The sequence below is a fragment of the Palleronia sp. THAF1 genome, assembly GCF_009363795.1.
In the GTDB taxonomy this organism is placed as follows: domain Bacteria; phylum Pseudomonadota; class Alphaproteobacteria; order Rhodobacterales; family Rhodobacteraceae; genus Palleronia.
This window is the reverse complement of record NZ_CP045420.1, coordinates 1,951,834-1,966,677: the sequence shown is the minus strand read 5'-3', so window position 1 is coordinate 1,966,677 and position 14,844 is coordinate 1,951,834. Positions and strand designations below refer to the sequence as shown.

Annotated in this window: 18 protein-coding genes; 11 read left to right on the top strand and 7 right to left on the bottom strand. The window is 62.0% G+C overall.

Translation table 11 applies throughout. The features are described from left to right. The 9 genes from secD to FIU81_RS09715 all read left to right on the top strand — a co-directional run bounded on the left by secD (position 1) and on the right by FIU81_RS09715 (position 6,368). Positions 1 to 1,662 carry a protein translocase subunit SecD gene (gene secD, locus FIU81_RS09755; RefSeq protein ID WP_124111720.1) on the top strand — a complete coding sequence of 554 codons (1,662 nt, stop codon included), beginning with the start codon at positions 1 to 3 and terminating at the stop codon, positions 1,660 to 1,662. Between the two features lie 4 nt (positions 1,663 to 1,666). Next, positions 1,667 to 2,632, top strand: coding sequence for a protein translocase subunit SecF (gene secF / locus FIU81_RS09750; RefSeq protein WP_124111721.1), 966 nt, complete (start codon positions 1,667 to 1,669; stop codon positions 2,630 to 2,632). Positions 2,633 to 2,644: 12 nt separating this feature from the next. After that, entirely contained in the window at positions 2,645 to 2,995 is a 351-nt protein-coding gene (locus FIU81_RS09745) for an Mth938-like domain-containing protein (protein ID WP_124111722.1), read from the top strand. Further along, positions 2,992 to 3,594 carry a heme ABC exporter ATP-binding protein CcmA gene (gene ccmA / locus FIU81_RS09740; protein WP_124111723.1) on the top strand — a complete coding sequence of 201 codons (603 nt, stop codon included), beginning with the start codon at positions 2,992 to 2,994 and terminating at the stop codon, positions 3,592 to 3,594. Before FIU81_RS09745 ends, ccmA begins: the two co-directional genes overlap by 4 nt. A gap of 34 nt (positions 3,595 to 3,628) precedes the next feature. Then, positions 3,629 to 4,285, top strand: a complete 657-nt coding sequence (ccmB, locus tag FIU81_RS09735) for a heme exporter protein CcmB (RefSeq protein ID WP_124111724.1) — start codon at positions 3,629 to 3,631, stop codon at positions 4,283 to 4,285. Between the two features lie 116 nt (positions 4,286 to 4,401). Beyond that, entirely contained in the window at positions 4,402 to 5,136 is a 735-nt protein-coding gene (locus tag FIU81_RS09730) for a heme ABC transporter permease (protein ID WP_124111874.1), read from the top strand. Further along, positions 5,129 to 5,275, top strand: a complete 147-nt coding sequence (gene ccmD, locus FIU81_RS09725; protein WP_124111725.1) for a heme exporter protein CcmD — start codon at positions 5,129 to 5,131, stop codon at positions 5,273 to 5,275. The genes FIU81_RS09730 and ccmD overlap by 8 nt, the downstream gene beginning before the upstream one ends. Further along, complete coding sequence (locus FIU81_RS09720; protein ID WP_124111726.1) at positions 5,268 to 5,810, top strand: DsbE family thiol:disulfide interchange protein; 543 nt, start codon at positions 5,268 to 5,270, stop codon at positions 5,808 to 5,810. The genes ccmD and FIU81_RS09720 overlap by 8 nt, the downstream gene beginning before the upstream one ends. A gap of 312 nt (positions 5,811 to 6,122) precedes the next feature. After that, positions 6,123 to 6,368: a hypothetical protein gene (locus FIU81_RS09715; RefSeq protein WP_124111727.1), complete on the top strand. Its 246-nt coding sequence runs from the start codon at positions 6,123 to 6,125 to the stop codon at positions 6,366 to 6,368. 55 nt (positions 6,369 to 6,423) lie between these two features. Here FIU81_RS09715 and acnA read toward each other — a convergent pair whose 3' ends face one another. Beyond that, the gene (acnA, locus tag FIU81_RS09710) at positions 6,424 to 9,231 is read right to left on the bottom strand and encodes an aconitate hydratase AcnA (protein ID WP_124111728.1); all 2,808 of its coding nucleotides are present in this window, start codon (positions 9,229 to 9,231) and stop codon (positions 6,424 to 6,426) included. Between the two features lie 217 nt (positions 9,232 to 9,448). On the opposite strand from acnA, the gene FIU81_RS09705 reads away from it, so the two are divergent. Beyond that, entirely contained in the window at positions 9,449 to 10,150 is a 702-nt protein-coding gene (locus tag FIU81_RS09705) for a DUF1223 domain-containing protein (RefSeq protein WP_124111729.1), read from the top strand. Positions 10,151 to 10,157: 7 nt separating this feature from the next. Here the strand turns inward: FIU81_RS09705 and FIU81_RS09700 are convergent, their stop codons facing one another. From FIU81_RS09700 to purB, 4 genes are all read right to left on the bottom strand, one after another. Beyond that, the gene (locus FIU81_RS09700; RefSeq protein WP_254695887.1) at positions 10,158 to 11,060 is read right to left on the bottom strand and encodes a lysophospholipid acyltransferase family protein; all 903 of its coding nucleotides are present in this window, start codon (positions 11,058 to 11,060) and stop codon (positions 10,158 to 10,160) included. Positions 11,061 to 11,183: 123 nt separating this feature from the next. Next, entirely contained in the window at positions 11,184 to 12,233 is a 1,050-nt protein-coding gene (locus FIU81_RS09695; protein WP_124111730.1) for a FliG C-terminal domain-containing protein, read from the bottom strand. 89 nt (positions 12,234 to 12,322) lie between these two features. Continuing rightward, on the bottom strand, positions 12,323 to 12,469 hold the full coding sequence (locus FIU81_RS16730) for a hypothetical protein (RefSeq protein ID WP_172971446.1): 147 nt from the start codon (positions 12,467 to 12,469) through the stop codon (positions 12,323 to 12,325). Between the two features lie 84 nt (positions 12,470 to 12,553). Then, entirely contained in the window at positions 12,554 to 13,861 is a 1,308-nt protein-coding gene (purB, locus tag FIU81_RS09690; protein ID WP_124111731.1) for an adenylosuccinate lyase, read from the bottom strand. Between the two features lie 80 nt (positions 13,862 to 13,941). Between purB and FIU81_RS09685 the strand changes: the two genes are divergently transcribed. Further along, on the top strand, positions 13,942 to 14,358 hold the full coding sequence (locus tag FIU81_RS09685; RefSeq protein WP_124111732.1) for a DUF6314 family protein: 417 nt from the start codon (positions 13,942 to 13,944) through the stop codon (positions 14,356 to 14,358). Here the strand turns inward: FIU81_RS09685 and FIU81_RS16725 are convergent. Next, positions 14,355 to 14,519, bottom strand: a complete 165-nt coding sequence (locus tag FIU81_RS16725) for a hypothetical protein (protein WP_172971445.1) — start codon at positions 14,517 to 14,519, stop codon at positions 14,355 to 14,357. The two genes, FIU81_RS09685 and FIU81_RS16725, sit on opposite strands and share 4 nt — an antisense overlap. Positions 14,520 to 14,547: 28 nt before the next feature. Then, on the bottom strand, positions 14,548 to 14,712 hold the full coding sequence (locus FIU81_RS16720; RefSeq protein ID WP_172971444.1) for a hypothetical protein: 165 nt from the start codon (positions 14,710 to 14,712) through the stop codon (positions 14,548 to 14,550). Between the last annotated feature and the right edge of the window lie 132 nt (positions 14,713 to 14,844).

The following is a 14,844-nucleotide window of genomic DNA, read 5'->3' as shown; positions in this document are numbered from 1 at the left end:
ATGCTGCAATTTCCGCTTTGGAAGCGCCTCGTCATCTGGGGCCTGGTCCTTGTCGGCCTCGTTCTGGCGCTGCCGAACCTGTTTTACGGACGGGTCGAGCAGGCCAACGATGCGCGCGCCGAGATCGTGCAGATGGGTGCGACGCCAGAGCGGACCGCAGCAGCCGGTGGCTGGCCCGAATGGATGCCGTCGGGTCTTGTGAACCTTGGCCTCGACCTGCGGGGCGGGGCGCATCTACTGGCCGAAGTGCAGGTCGATCAGGTCTACGCCCAGCGGATCGACGGGATGTGGCCCGAGGTGCGCGACACTCTGCGCGACGCCCGCGATACGGTCGGCACGATCCGCCGTCTGGACGATGGCGGTGCCGTGCTCGAAGTGCGCATCAGCCGCCCCGAGGGGTTGCCGGAAGCACTGGAACTGGTGCGCGGTCTCGCGCAGCCAGTCGCGTCCCTGACCGGTGGCGGGACCAGCGATCTTGAAGTGACCGGCGATACCGCCGTGATCCGCGTGCAGTTGTCAGAGGCCGAACGCGCCGCGACCGACAGCCGGACGCTGCAGCAGACGGTGGAAATCGTGCGTCGCCGCGTGGATGAGGTCGGCACACGGGAGCCGACGATCCAGCGACAGGGCGACGACCGCGTTCTAATTCAGGTGCCGGGCATCGGCTCGGCGGCGGAGCTGAAGGCGCTGATCGGCACGACTGCGCAGCTGACCTTCAATCCGGTCGTGAACCGGACCGACGACGCGAACACGAATGCCGGGGTGGGCAACGTGGTTTACCCCTCCATCGATCAGTCGGGCACCAATTATGTACTGGAGCGCTCGCCGGTCGTATCGGGTGAGGATCTGGTGGATGCGCAGCCGTCCTTCGATCAAAACGGCGCCCCGGCGGTGAGTTTCCGATTCAATCCATCCGGCGCGCGGCGTTTCGGCGACTACACGCTGGAGAACATCGGCTCGCCCTTCGCCATCGTCCTGGATGAAGAAGTGATCTCTGCACCGGTGATCCAAAGCCATATTCCGGGCGGTTCGGGCATTATCACCGGCAATTTCACCGTCGAAGAGGCAACCGAGCTTGCCGTTCTGCTGCGCGCGGGCGCGCTGCCCGCCGAGCTGACATTCCTTGAAGAGCGCACCATCGGGCCGGAACTGGGGCAGGACAGTATCGACGCGGGCCGTATCGCCTGCCTCGTGGCATTCGTTCTGGTGATGGCGATGATCTGGGCCAGCTACGGACTGTTCGGTCTGTTCGCCAACATCGCGCTGATCATCAACGTGGGTCTGATCTTCGGACTCCTGTCGCTGATCGGAGCTACGCTGACATTGCCGGGTATCGCCGGGATCGTACTGACCATTGGTATGGCGGTGGACGCCAACGTGCTGGTGTTCGAGCGTATCCGCGAGGAAGCGAAGACGGCCAAGGGGCCGTCACGCGCCATCCAGCTTGGATATGAGCGTGCGCTGTCTGCCATCGTGGATGCCAACATCACCACTTTCATCATTGCGACGATCCTGTTCACGCTGGGCTCTGGCCCCGTGCGCGGGTTCGCGGTGACGTTGGGGATCGGCATCATAACCTCTGTCTTCACGGCGATCTTTGTGACGCGCGCCATTGTCGTTGCGTGGTTCGACCGCCGCCGTCCCAAGACCTTGGAGGTCTGATACCATGCGATTGAAACTTGTCCCCGAGAATACCGATTGGGATTTCTTCAAATACGCGCGGGCGACCTTCGGGGCGTCCTGCGTGGCCATTGTATTGTCGCTGGTCGCGTGGCTGGCGCTAGGGCTAAACTTCGGTATCGATTTCCAGGGCGGCACCACGATCCGCACGCAGGCGGAAGAGACCGTCGTCGTGTCCGAGTATCGCGACGCGTTGGGGGGCTTGGACCTTGGCGATGTGGTGATTTCAGAGGTCTTCGATCCGACCTTCGGGCCGGATGAGAACGTCGCCATGGTGCGCATAGCCGCACAGGACGGTGCAGAGGCGGTCACGCCCGAAACCATTGAGCGTGTGCAGGCGGCTTTGCAGGACGTCGCACCGACGTTGGAGTTCACATCCGTCGAATCGGTTGGCCCTAAAGTGTCTGGCGAGTTGATTCAGGCCGCGTTTCTGGCCGTTGCCGCATCTCTGGCGGCGATCCTGTTCTACATCTGGCTGCGCTTCGAATGGCAATTCTCTGTCGGCGCGGTCGCCGCTCTGTTCCACGACGTGGTGCTGACCATTGGCATCTTCTCGATTCTGCAGATCCAGTTCGATCTGGCGACCATTGCAGCGATCCTCACGATCATCGGCTATTCGATCAACGACACCGTGGTGATCTTCGACCGTCTGCGCGAGAACCTGATCAAGTACAAATCGCGGGACCTACGCGATGTGATGAACCTGTCGGTGAACGAGACGTTGAGCCGGACAGTAATGACCTCGGGCACGACGTTGGTGGCACTGATCGCACTGTTGGTGTTGGGCGGTGACGTGATCCGAGGTTTCGTCTTCGCGATTGCTTGGGGCGTGATTGTCGGCACGTATTCGTCGGTCTTCGTGGCCAAGAACATCGTTCTTTTCCTTGGCGTGAAGCGCGACTGGTCGAAGCCGGACAAGACAGAGGGCAACCAATTCGCCCAGATGGACTAGACCGGAGGCGGCATGAACCTGCACGAAACCGAATACCACGAAGGCACACCCATCGACGGCTACGGCCCCGGCTTCTTTCGTATCGGAGGCAAGCTACATGATGGTGCCGTACTGATCCTGCCCGGCGGCGTGCACGGCTGGCAGGCGTGGGACACTGCGCCGATCACCGCTGCGGCAGAGCGAATCGACATTATCCTTGTGGGGACAGGAACCGAGATCAGCCACGTGCCAGAGGCGTTTCGGCGCGAGCTGGAGGTTGCTGGCCTTGGGGTCGAGCTTATGGCCTCGGCGCAGGCGTGCCGGACCTACAATGTGCTGGTCGGCGAAGGGCGTCGCATCGGCGCCGCGCTTCTGCCGACGTGACGCTAAAGGCCCGCGATCTTGCCGTCGGTCGCGGGGGCATTCCTGTCTTGGCGGAGCTTTCGTTTACTGTTGAACCGGGGCGCGCGCTGATCCTCCGCGGGCCGAATGGGGCAGGGAAGACAACCCTACTGCGCACCATCGCAGGCTTGCAGGGGGCCTATGCGGGGTCCGTCACTCCGGGCCCCGACGCCGTGGCCTATGCCGGGCATCGCGACGGAATGAAAGGCACGCTGACAGTCGAAGAGAACCTGTCATTCTGGGCCGGTTTGCACGGCCAATCCGGGATAAACGACGCCCTGGCCGCGTTCGATCTGGAGCGGCTTGAGGATCGTCTAGCACAGCACCTTTCGGCGGGTCAGGCGCGACGGCTTGGTCTGGCGCGGCTGGTCGTGACGGGCCGTTCGATCTGGTGCCTCGATGAGCCCACTGTATCGCTTGACACCGTAAACACGGGGCGGTTCGCCGATCTGGTGCGCGCGCATCTGGGTCAGGGCGGTATCGCAGTAATCGCCACGCATATCGACCTTGGGTTGGAAGGCGACGTTCTGGACGTGACGCCCTATCGCGCCACCGCCTCTGCGATGGACCTGTTCGCGTGATCCGGTCGGGCTGGGTATTTGAGAAAGCAAAGAGATGCTGAGGCTGATCGGCCGAGACCTAACCCTCGCTATTCGCTCTGGCGGCGGTTTCGGGCTGGGATTGGCGTTCTTCCTGATCGTCGTGGTGCTGGTACCGTTCGGCGTTGGGCCTGAGACCGCACGATTGGCACCCATCGCACCCGGTATCCTGTGGATCGCGGCTCTTCTTGCGTGCCTTCTTTCGCTAGACCGGATCTTCGCTCTGGACCGGGAAGATGGCGCTCTGGATTTGCTGGCCACAGCGCCTTTGCCGCTCGAAGCCCTGTGCCTTAGTAAAGCCGTGGCGCATTGGCTGACGACGGGCCTGCCGTTGTCATTGGCCGGCGGCGCGTTGGGGGTGTTTCTTAGCCTTCCGTGGCCGGGCCATTTTTGGCTGACGGTATCGCTGGCGTTGGGCACCCCGGCCCTGTCGCTGATCGGTTGCTTCGGCGCGGCGCTGACAGTGGGGGTGCGGCGCGGGGGGCTGTTGCTGTCTCTATTGGTCCTGCCGCTTTATATTCCGACGCTGGTTTTCGGTGCGGACGTGGCACGTCGCGGCGCGGAAGGCATCGCGGCGGGAACGCCGCTGGCACTGCTGGGGGCGGTGACGCTGGGGTGTCTGGCGGGCTTGCCCTTCGCGGCGGCGGCGGCGTTGAGGGTGAGCTTGCGATGAGAGCTTCCGTCGCGGATCGCAGAGGTTCGAATAGCTTTCACTTGCTTTCACCAACCGACCATATCGTGACAAGCCGTCCACTTGGCACCCTTCGAAACTGTGGATAGATGAAACGTATGTCGTTCTGGTCCTTCGCAAACCCCACGCGCTTCCTGGCCGTAACCGCGCTGCCCATGCGGGCGGCATTCTGGATCGCGGGCCTTTGCCTTGCGGGCGGCCTGATCTGGGGCTTTTTCTTCACCCCCGACGACTACCGACAGGGCGCGACGGTCAAGATCATTTACCTGCACGTGCCCTCTGCGCTGCTGGCGATCAATGCGTGGTTCATGATGCTCGTCGCGTCCCTGATCTGGCTGATCCGTCGCCACCACGTCAGCGCGCTTGCGGCCCGTGCGGCGGCCCCGGTCGGCGTGACGATGACCTTGGTCGCCTTGGTGACCGGCGCGGTTTGGGGCCAGCCGATGTGGGGCACATGGTGGGCGTGGGACCCGCGGCTGACTTCGTTCCTGATCCTGTTCCTGTTTTACTTGGGCTACATGGCGCTGTGGGAAGCGATCGAAGATCCCGACACGGCTGCCGACCTGACCAGCGTCTTGTGCTTGGTAGGCAGCGTCTTCGCCGTGTTGTCACGCTACGCGGTGAACTTCTGGAACCAGGGACTGCACCAAGGCGCGTCCCTGTCGCTAGATGCCGAAGAGAACGTGGCGGACGTGTTCTACCACCCGCTTTTGGTGTGTATCGCTGGATTTGTGGCGCTGTTCATCGCTTTGGTGCTGCTGCGCACCCGAACAGAGATACGCGCCCGACGACTGCATGCCATGCGGTTGCGCGAGAGGATGGCCGATGCCTGATCTTGGAAAATACGCGTTAGAGGTTGGATTGGCCTACGGGATCAGCGCCGTTTTGATCGCGGGTCTGGTTGTGATTTCCGTCCTGCGCGCCCGACGGGTCGCCCAGCAGGTCGAGAAGGCAGAGGTGCGCCGTGGCTAGACTTCCGATCCTTGCCATCGTTCCGCCCGTCATCTTTTTGGGTTTGGCGGGGCTGTTCTATGCTGGAATGCAACGCGAAGATCCCGACGGTTTGCCATCCGCTTTCGTCGGGCGCGAAGCACCGCAATTGAGCGTTCTCGCACTGGGTGATCTGGAAGGCGTAACAGACGCCGACATCGACGCCGATGGAGTCAAATTGGTGAACTTCTGGGCCTCTTGGTGCGCGCCTTGCCGCGTCGAGCATCCGAATCTGGAAGCCTTGGCGGAAGAGGAGGGCGTCCCGATCTATGGGATCAACTACAAGGACGATCCAGACAACGCGCTGAACTTCCTGGATGAACTGGGCAACCCTTATGCCGGGACCGCTCAGGACGCGAGCGGGCGCACGGCGCGGGATTGGGGGGTCTACGGCGTGCCGGAAACCTTTGTTGTGGATGGCGAAGGTCGTGTTTTGGCCCGCGTTGCGGGGCCGGTGACCCAGCGCACGCTGGAACGGACAATCCTGCCGGCACTGGCAGAGGCCCGCGGCGACTAGGCTGCGACAGCCCAGATCAGGGCGACGGCGAGCATGCCAGTCTCGATCATCGGCAAGGGCCAATTCAATCGCGCTGTCGTTTGTCGAATCGCCTGTCGCATTCGGGCTCCTGTTCCGATGACCCTTGGTAGCGCACCAAACCCGCGACGCGAAGCTTTGCCGTGTTTTTGCCTAAATGGTCGGTCGATTGAGGGCCGTGCGCGCATCGATCCTTCTGACACAGGCCCATTGTGCGCGGACCGCCAACGCGGGGTTGATGCCTCGGCCTTGAAATCGCCCCCCTACGGTCAAACGCGGGCGTTATCGTAAGGCATGACCAACGTCGCATCTTATATCGACACGGCACCGCCCCTGTTGGTGGCTTTGACGGCTTTTGCCTTGCTGACCGGAGCGTTTCGACTGGCAGACCCAGAGGGGCGCAGCGGTCGGAGAGGTGTTGGGGGGCCAGCCTTGATCGCGGCCGGTTTGATGTTCCTGTATGTGGGAATCGCCGTTGGCGGCGGCGTTCCCCACTTGGAACAGACGGTGCGTGATTTCGTGACTGGCCTGTTCATCTGAACGCAAAAAGGCCCGCACCAAAGGTGCGGGCCTTTCCAATTCGTGAAGATTGGTATCAGGCAGCGCTAGCGGTGTTCGCCAGACGGCGCAGCACGTAGTGCAGCACGCCACCGTTCTTGACGTAATCGATCTCGATCCCGGTATCGATGCGGGACTTCAGGGTAATCTCCTTCGTCTCGCCACCCGGATAGGTGATCGTGCAAGGCACTTCGGCCTGCGGTTTGAACTCACCCTCCAGACCGGTGATCGAGAACGTCTCTTCCCCGGTCAGCTTCAGGCTTTCACGGCTGTCGCCACCGGTGAACTCGAACGGAAGCACGCCCATACCGACAAGGTTGGAGCGGTGGATACGCTCGTAGCTTTCGGCGATCACAGCCTTCACGCCCAGAAGCGCGGTGCCTTTTGCCGCCCAGTCGCGCGACGATCCAGCACCGTACTGCTCACCCGCGACGATGACCAGCGGAGTGCCGTTTTCCTGATGCTTCATCGCGGCATCGTAGATCGACATCTGCTCGCCGTCCGGACCCTTGGTATAGCCACCTTCTACACCGTCCAGCATCTCGTTGCGGATACGGATGTTGGCGAAGGTGCCGCGCATCATCACCTCGTGATTGCCACGACGGCTGCCGTAAGAGTTGAACTCGCGCGGCTGTACCTGACGCTCTGTCAAGTATTGGCCAGCGGGCGCCGTTTCCTTGAACGAACCTGCGGGGCTGATGTGGTCGGTCGTGACCATGTCGCCCAGCATCGCCAACATCTTTGCATCAGTGATGTCGCTGATGGTGCCCGGCTCTTGGCCCATACCCTGGAAGTAGGGCGGGTTCTGCACGTAGGTCGAACCGGCGGGCCAGTCGTAGGTCTGGCTGTCGGTGGTTTCCACGCCCTTCCATTTGTCGTCGCCTTCGAAGACGTCGGCGTATTTCTCTTGGAAGCGCTCGCGCGTGACCGTTGCCTCAACGAGGTCGGCGATCTCTTTCTGCGAGGGCCAGATGTCCTTCAGGAAGACGTCATTGCCGTCCTTGTCCTGACCCAGCGGTTCGGTCGTGATGTCGACGTTCATGTCGCCGACCAGCGCATAGGCGACGACAAGGGGGGGCGAGGCAAGGTAGTTGGCACGCACGTCGGGGCTGATACGGCCTTCGAAGTTTCGGTTGCCTGAAAGCACCGACACGCCGATCAAGTCGTTCTCATTGATGGCCTTCGAAAGCGGCTCGGGGATCGGGCCAGAGTTACCGATGCAGGTGGTACAGCCATAACCCACCAAGTTGAAACCGATGGCGTTCAGGTCTTCTTGAAGACCAGCCGCTTCCAAGTACGACGACACGACCTGAGAGCCGGGAGCGAGCGAGGTCTTCACCCACGGCTTTCGGTCTAGACCCAGCTCGCGCGCCTTGCGGGCCACGAGGCCTGCGCCGATCATCACGTAGGGGTTCGACGTGTTGGTGCAGGATGTGATCGAGGCGATGACGATAGAACCGTCGTGCAACTCGAACGACTTTTCTTCGCCGTCGATGTCTTCCATCGTGACATGGGCGCGCTTGTGCTGGCCCTTGTCGCCGGGGATTTCCTTGGGCGCGGGCTGGCCACCTTCGGCTTCCCACCGCTTTTCGCGACGCTCGTCCTCTGGCTTGTCCGATCCTTTGCGTTGCTCACCGATATACGCGTGGAACTCGGTCGCTGCGGCATCGAGATCGATGTGCTGCTGCGGGTGCTTGGGGCCGGAAATGGCGGGTTTGATCGTCGCCATGTCCAGTTCCAGCGTGTCGGTAAAGACAGGTTCTGCCCCCGCTTCGCGCCACATGCCCTGAGCCTTGGCGTAGGCTTCGACCAGCTCGATCGTTTCCTTCTCGCGGCCCGTTTGCGTCAGATAGCGCAAGGTCTCGTCGTCGATCGGGAAGAAGGCACAGGTGCCGCCGAATTCGGGCGACATGTTGCCGATGGTCGCGCGGTCGGCGAGCGGCACGTTGTCCAACCCGTCGCCGTAGAACTCGACGAACTTCTGAACGACGCCCTTTTCGCGCAGCATCTCGCAGACCTTCAGCACAAGGTCCGTCGCCGTCGTGCCTTCGGGCATCGCGCCGGTCAGCTTGAAGCCGACGACCTCTGGGATCAGCATGGATACAGGCTGACCCAACATCGCGGCCTCGGCCTCGATCCCGCCAACGCCCCAGCCCAGAACGGCCGCGCCGTTGACCATGGTGGTATGGCTGTCGGTACCGACCAGCGTGTCGGGATAGGCCACCATATCACCGTTCTGATCGGTGTCGGACCAGACGGTCTTCGACAGGTATTCAAGGTTTACCTGGTGGCAGATGCCGGTGCCGGGCGGGACAACGCGAAAGTTCTGGAACGCCTTTTGGCCCCACTTGAGGAAGGTGTAGCGTTCGATATTGCGCTCATACTCGCGGTCGACGTTCTGCTGGAACGCGCGCGGGTTGCCGAACTCGTCGATCATGACCGAGTGGTCGATTACAAGATCAACGGGGTTGAGCGGATTGATCTTCTGGGCATCGCCACCAAGGTTCACGATGCCGTCGCGCATGGCGGCAAGGTCCACCACGGCGGGCACGCCGGTGAAGTCCTGCATCAGGACGCGGGCAGGGCGGTAGGCGATTTCGCGGTTGGTCTTGCCGCCGTTGGCCGCCCAGTCGGCGAAAGCCTTGATGTCATCGGTGGTGACGGTGTCGCCGTCTTCAAAGCGTAGCAGGTTTTCCAGCAGCACTTTCAGCGATTTAGGCAGCTTGGACACATCGCCCAGACCGGCATCCTGGGCTGCGTCCAGCGCGTAATATGCGAACGATGACCCGCCCGCTTCCAGCGTGCGGCGGGTGTTCATGCTGTCTTGTCCGACCTCGATGGTCATGGGCAGATCTCCTTGGCGGTTTGCAGGTTCTGGGCCGTTGGCTACGGCCTAACAGCTAGCAGCAATTTAGACAGTTTCCACTTTGTATGCAACAGTATGCAAATGTGACAAAGCTGCATGATCTCGATCGGGTTTCAGCCGGTTCGCAAAACATTGATTGGCACCTGCGTGTCTGCGGGCCTAAGCCTTCGACCTGTTCGATCGCTAAGGATTCTTCATGCGCGTTCTGTCTGCTCTGCTGTCGTTGTGCCTGGTCGCACCCGTGTCGTATGCCGCAGCAGGCGATCAGCCGGTGGTGGTTGAGCTGTATACGTCGCAGGGGTGTTCGTCCTGCCCGCCGGCGGACAGAGTGCTGTCCGAGCTTGCTACCCGCGACGATGTTCTGCCCTTGGCGCTGCATGTCGATTATTGGGACTATATCGGCTGGCCCGATGAGTTCGCCGATCCGCGATTCACGGCACGGCAGAAGGCTTACGCGCAGGCCAAGGGCGAGCGGATGATTTACACCCCGCAGGCCGTCGTGGCAGGTGAGGCGTCGATGATAGGCTCTAAAGCGGGCGACATCGACGCGGCGATCGCGCGCCACAGGGCCGCGCCGGATGCGGTTGATCTGCGGGTGAATGGTCAGGGTGGCACGGTGCAGATCACGGCGCAGATGACGGGTGACGCCCCGCAGCGCAGGTTGCTTATTCAAGTGGTGCCCTTCACGCCCCGTGCGCGCGTCGATATTCGCGGCGGAGAGAATGCGGGCGCGGTTGTGGACTACGCCAATATCGCGACGGACTGGCAGATCGTCGGCGAATGGGACGGTACCGGAACGTGGGAGGGTACAGCATTCATCACGCCCCCCGCAGCCGTGCTGGTCCAGGAAATGGGCGCGGGGCTTGGAGCAATCCTGGGCGCGCAGCGTGTCGACTGATTTTTCTTTACGCTTGCTTCGCCTGCTCTGATCGCTTTCTCATTTCTTTTTCCGCGCGTTCCGGCTTCCAGCGGCGATGTATCCAGAACCACTGGTCCATATGTTCGCGCACCACTGCTTCCAGCCGGTCGTTTATCTCTTGTGTCATCGTGTCGGCGTTGGAATGGGCAATCGGTTCTTCCAAAATAAGGCGGAAGGACAGGCCATCGGGCTGGCGCAAGCCGTAGCAGAAGATGACTTCTGCATCGTATTTCAGAGCCCAGGCGCAGGCCGCGGCAGAAGAGGGGGCGGGCTTTCCGAAGAACGTCGTTTCTGCTCCGTCGCGTTTGTAAAGATCGGTAAGGATGCCGACAATTCCTCCATCGGCAAGGTGCCGGACGAATTTCGGTATGCCTTCGCGCGTGCTTGGGAAAAGCGGTGTGCCGATCTGCGACAACGTGGCGACCCAGTGTTCGTTGAACTTCGGGTTGTTCATCGGGCGATAGATCGCGCCAAGCTCGAACCCTTCGGCGAAGAGGATCGCGCGCAGGGCGTCGAAATTGCCCAGATGTGCTGTGACGAGTGCGACGGGCCGGCCCTTGGCTCGAGCCGCACGCAATGCGTCCGCTCCGGGGCCTTCCAGCGGGGTGCCGGTGACGCGTTTCTTGAATTCCGCGCCGGAATATATCTCGACCAAGGTGCGGCCCACATTGTCGGCCACGGCGCGTTGCAGATGTTCGACCTCTTTGGCGGACAGATCGGGGCGTACATGCGCAAGGTTGCTGGCGATCCGTTTGCGCCATCCCGCCAACGGGCCCAGCACATGGGCCGCCAGCCAGCCCATCAGGCGTACGCGCATGGCGTATGGCAAAGCCAGAACGAGACGCAGCAGGCCCATGAACATGGCATTCTGCAGCGCATCACCGATCACTGAACGATTCTTCCGGGGCACGTGCCAACCTTTCCACGGGGTGCTTGGCTTGGACATACAAGGGCTTGTGCTGCGAGGACAAGGTCGATGCAGATGACGGGTGCGGGCGAGACGGGCGCGGGATCACGCGCCGGTCTTCTCCAGCAGGATGATTTCGCCGCTGTCGGACATCGTTCGGATCGCGCGGACCACCGAGATATGCGCGGCTTCGGCGTTCAACGGCGTGACCGCACCCGCTTCGGCCACCAATTCGCGGATCGAATCGGCCAAGCGGCCCGGCAGGTTCTCCAGAATGAATTGGGCCGCACGCTCCAGCGGCTCCGAGCCAGTCGCTCCGGCGATGGCCGTAACCAGATCTTCCTGATCCAATCCCTTGGCCACGTTCGGTATGTCGCGGGGCGAAACGCGGTCGGGCAGGTCGGCGAAGGTGAAGATGGCGGCGCGCACGCGCTCGGCGAGGTCTTCATCCTCTTCCGCGAAGCCGGCCAGAACGTCCTCGCGCGTTACAGAGGTGGAAATATCAAGAATTGCCCCCAGTCTTTCTACAGAAGCAGAGGTAAATGCGCGGGGCGGTTCGGCTTGCAGGCTTGCCGCGATGGCCACGCCGATGCGGGCGACAGCCTCTGGTTCGATATCCGCCGTGTCGCTGACCGCCAGCATCAGGCCGCGCGCTTGCGGGCCGGGTAGGGCACCCAACAGTTCGGCTGCCTTTCCTACGTCGAGCTTCGACAGGATCACTGCGCCGACGTCAGCGCTTTCGGCGTTCATCAGGTCGATCAGCTTCGGCATATCGAAGGCGCAGATGCTGTCCCACGGATCGTCTCCCCAAAGGGCACCGGACTGAGCCCGGAGACGCTGGGCCATGTCGGGCGAAATCGCGCCTTCTAAAAGAGATAGCGCACCATCAATGCCGGGGGGGAAGGTCAGGCCGATATCGTCCAGTTCGGTCGCGAATTCTTCCGCAACCGCGCGCAGGGTTGCGCGGTCAATGAACCGCATCTCTGCCATCTGACTTGTCAGTTCGGCTTGAAGTTTGTCCGGCAAGTCCATCAGCGGCAGGGTCGCACCCTCTGCCAACAATAAGCGCACGACGACTGCCGCCTTTTCCCGCCGCGTCAGAGCACCGCGCGGCATCCCAGCGCGCGCTGCGTCTACAGTCAGTTCTGTCGTCATGGCCCCTCCGCGAGATTCGTCACGAAGGAGGTTAGGCAAGCGGTCTTAACACCCGCTTACCAAGGCCCTGTTCGGGGCGAAATAAAGCGTCAGCCCGTGACCGGAACGCATCCTTTGGTTTCCGCGTCATAGGTTGTGCCGTCGGCGCAGGACATGGCCGTGCGATCGTAGTTGCACTGGGCAAAGGCTGCGACGGGGGCGATGCCCAAGATCAGGGCGGTCAGAAGCGTCTTCATGGTGAGTCTCCTGTTGGTGATGCCAAGAGCTTAACATGGGTTGACGCTTCGTCACCTAATTTGATCTGCGACGGATCGGAGCAGTCAAACGTCGCCGAAAACGCGGGCGAAGATCGTGTCGACGTGCTTGGTGTGATAACCAAGATCGAACTTTTCTTCGATTTCCGCTTCCGACAGGGCCGCCGTCACGTCCGGGTCGGCCAGCAGCTCTGTCTTGAAGTCGGCGCCATCGGTCCAAACCTTCATCGCGTTGCGTTGCACGAGCGTGTATGCGGTTTCGCGGGACACACCGGCCTGCGTCAAGGCCAGAAGAACGCGCTGTGACATGACCAAGCCTCTGAACTTGTTCATGTTCTCCAGCATCCGCTCTGGGTAGATCACAAGATTTTCGACCACATTCGTCAGGCGCGCCAACGCGAAATCGAGCGTCACGGTAGCGTCGGGCGCGATGGTCCGCTCGACCGACGAGTGCGAGATGTCACGCTCATGCCACAGCGCCACGTTCTCCATCGCGGGAACAACAGCCATTCGCACAAGGCGAGCAAGACCGCACAGGTTCTCGGTCAACACCGGATTGCGCTTGTGGGGCATCGCGGACGAGCCCTTCTGGCCCTTCGAGAAGAACTCTTCAGCCTCCAGCACCTCGGTCCGCTGCATGTGGCGCACTTCGGTTGCGACGTTCTCGATGCTGCTGGCCACAACGCCGAGGGTCGCGAAAAAGGCCGCGTGGCGGTCGCGGGGGATAACCTGCGTGCTGATCGGTTCCGGCACGAGCCCCATCTTGTCGCAGACGTGTTCCTCTACCGCCGGGTCGATGTTGGCGAAGGTGCCGACGGCGCCGGACAGCGCGCCGGTGGCGACTTCGGCACGGGCGTCGCGCAGACGCGACAGGTTACGGTCCATCTCGGCGTAGAATCGAGCAAAGGTCAGGCCCATGGTTGTCGGCTCTGCGTGGATGCCGTGGGATCGCCCTATGCGGACGGTATCCTTGTGTTCCAATGCGCGCTTTTTCAGCGCCTCCAACAGCTTTTCCACATCGGCGATCAGAATGTCGGCGGCGCGGGTCAACTGCACGTTCAACGTGGTGTCCAGCACGTCGGAACTGGTCATGCCCTGATGCACGAAGCGCGCGTTCTCGGGGCCGACGATTTCGGCCAAGTGCGTCAAAAAGGCGATGACGTCGTGCTTGGTCTCACGTTCGATGGCATCGATACGCTCGACGTCGAACTCGACATCCTTGGCTTTCCACACGGCATCGGCGAATTCGCGCGGGATCGTGCCCCGATCGGCCATGGCGTCGCCTGCGTGGGCCTCGATCTCGAACCAGATGCGAAACTTCGACTGTGGCTCCCAGATCGCAACCATTTCGGGACGGGAATAGCGGGGGATCATGGGCGGCAGCCTTTTCTGATAGCGTGCGGGAATTGCGCGCGGGTCTAGACTGCGCGCACCGCAGCGGCAAGAGAGGCAGGATGACGCCGGAACTTCAGGACTTCGCAGGACAATGGGTGCTGGCCCGCAAGATCGTGCACTCGGATGGACGGGTGGCGACTCTGCGCGGGCGGGCGGCGTTTCGTGCCGAAGGTCCGACGTTGGTGTATGAGGAAGCGGGCACCTTGAAGATGGACGGAACCACGCTGGAGGCGCGTCAGAGCCATCTGTGGCGCGCTGATGGCAATCGCATCCATGTCAGCTTTGCGGACGGACGGCCGTTCCACAGCTTCGCGTTGGGACTGGCCGACGCTGCGGCGCGGCACGATTGTCCGCCGGACATCTACGATGTGTCCTACGACTTCAGCGGCTGGCCGCAATGGCGCAGCCGGTGGGTCGTGACGGGCCCAAGGAAGGGCTACGAGTTGATTAGCATCTACGCGCGCGACGCAGCCTAGCCGCCATAGACCGCGACACGTGCCATACGCTCGGCGGCGCGTCGGTCGATGTTCAGATCATGCGCGACATGCTGGGGCAAAGAGCGCAGAATGTGACGCGTCTCTCGGTAGGCGGCGCGCTTTTCAGCCTTGGCTTTCAAAGGCTTGAAGAAAGACGTCATCGGATAATCCTTAGGTAAAGGGCTTCGCTTAGCGGCCATAGACGGCGCTGTGGGCCATGCGGTCGGCGGCAGCGCGGTCGATATCCAGGTCCAACGCCACGTCGAGCGGCATGGACCGCAGTTCGCGACGCGTGCGGCGGTATTCGGCGCGCTTGGCAGCGGCGGATTTCAGGGTGTGGATGAAGTCGGTCATGGTCCGCTCCTTCTGGTCTGGCGTTTCGTTGCCAGACAGATGGCGCTAATGCTGCGCTGCAACAACGCGCAGAACGACAAGCCCGACTTGCAGCCCTTGCATGGCCGGGCATGCGTGCCCAATTGCGCTGAC

Excerpts from the sequence above, each read along its gene's own strand:
- ccmD (WP_124111725.1), top strand. The coding sequence starts at position 5,129 with ATGCCTGATCTTGGAAAATACGCGTTAGAGGTTGGATTGGCCTACGGG.
- ccmB (WP_124111724.1), top strand. The coding sequence starts at position 3,629 with ATGCTGAGGCTGATCGGCCGAGACCTAACCCTCGCTATTCGCTCTGGC.
- secD (WP_124111720.1), top strand. The coding sequence starts at position 1 with ATGCTGCAATTTCCGCTTTGGAAGCGCCTCGTCATCTGGGGCCTGGTC.
- FIU81_RS16725 (WP_172971445.1), bottom strand. The coding sequence starts at position 14,519 with ATGACGTCTTTCTTCAAGCCTTTGAAAGCCAAGGCTGAAAAGCGCGCC.
- FIU81_RS09715 (WP_124111727.1), top strand. The coding sequence starts at position 6,123 with ATGACCAACGTCGCATCTTATATCGACACGGCACCGCCCCTGTTGGTG.
- FIU81_RS09695 (WP_124111730.1), bottom strand. The coding sequence starts at position 12,233 with ATGACGACAGAACTGACTGTAGACGCAGCGCGCGCTGGGATGCCGCGC.
- acnA (WP_124111728.1), bottom strand. The coding sequence starts at position 9,231 with ATGACCATCGAGGTCGGACAAGACAGCATGAACACCCGCCGCACGCTG.
- purB (WP_124111731.1), bottom strand. The coding sequence starts at position 13,861 with ATGATCCCCCGCTATTCCCGTCCCGAAATGGTTGCGATCTGGGAGCCA.
- FIU81_RS09685 (WP_124111732.1), top strand. The coding sequence starts at position 13,942 with ATGACGCCGGAACTTCAGGACTTCGCAGGACAATGGGTGCTGGCCCGC.
- FIU81_RS16730 (WP_172971446.1), bottom strand. The coding sequence starts at position 12,469 with ATGAAGACGCTTCTGACCGCCCTGATCTTGGGCATCGCCCCCGTCGCA.
- secF (WP_124111721.1), top strand. The coding sequence starts at position 1,667 with ATGCGATTGAAACTTGTCCCCGAGAATACCGATTGGGATTTCTTCAAA.
- FIU81_RS16720 (WP_172971444.1), bottom strand. The coding sequence starts at position 14,712 with ATGACCGACTTCATCCACACCCTGAAATCCGCCGCTGCCAAGCGCGCC.
- FIU81_RS09730 (WP_124111874.1), top strand. The coding sequence starts at position 4,402 with ATGTCGTTCTGGTCCTTCGCAAACCCCACGCGCTTCCTGGCCGTAACC.
- FIU81_RS09745 (WP_124111722.1), top strand. The coding sequence starts at position 2,645 with ATGAACCTGCACGAAACCGAATACCACGAAGGCACACCCATCGACGGC.
- FIU81_RS09705 (WP_124111729.1), top strand. The coding sequence starts at position 9,449 with ATGCGCGTTCTGTCTGCTCTGCTGTCGTTGTGCCTGGTCGCACCCGTG.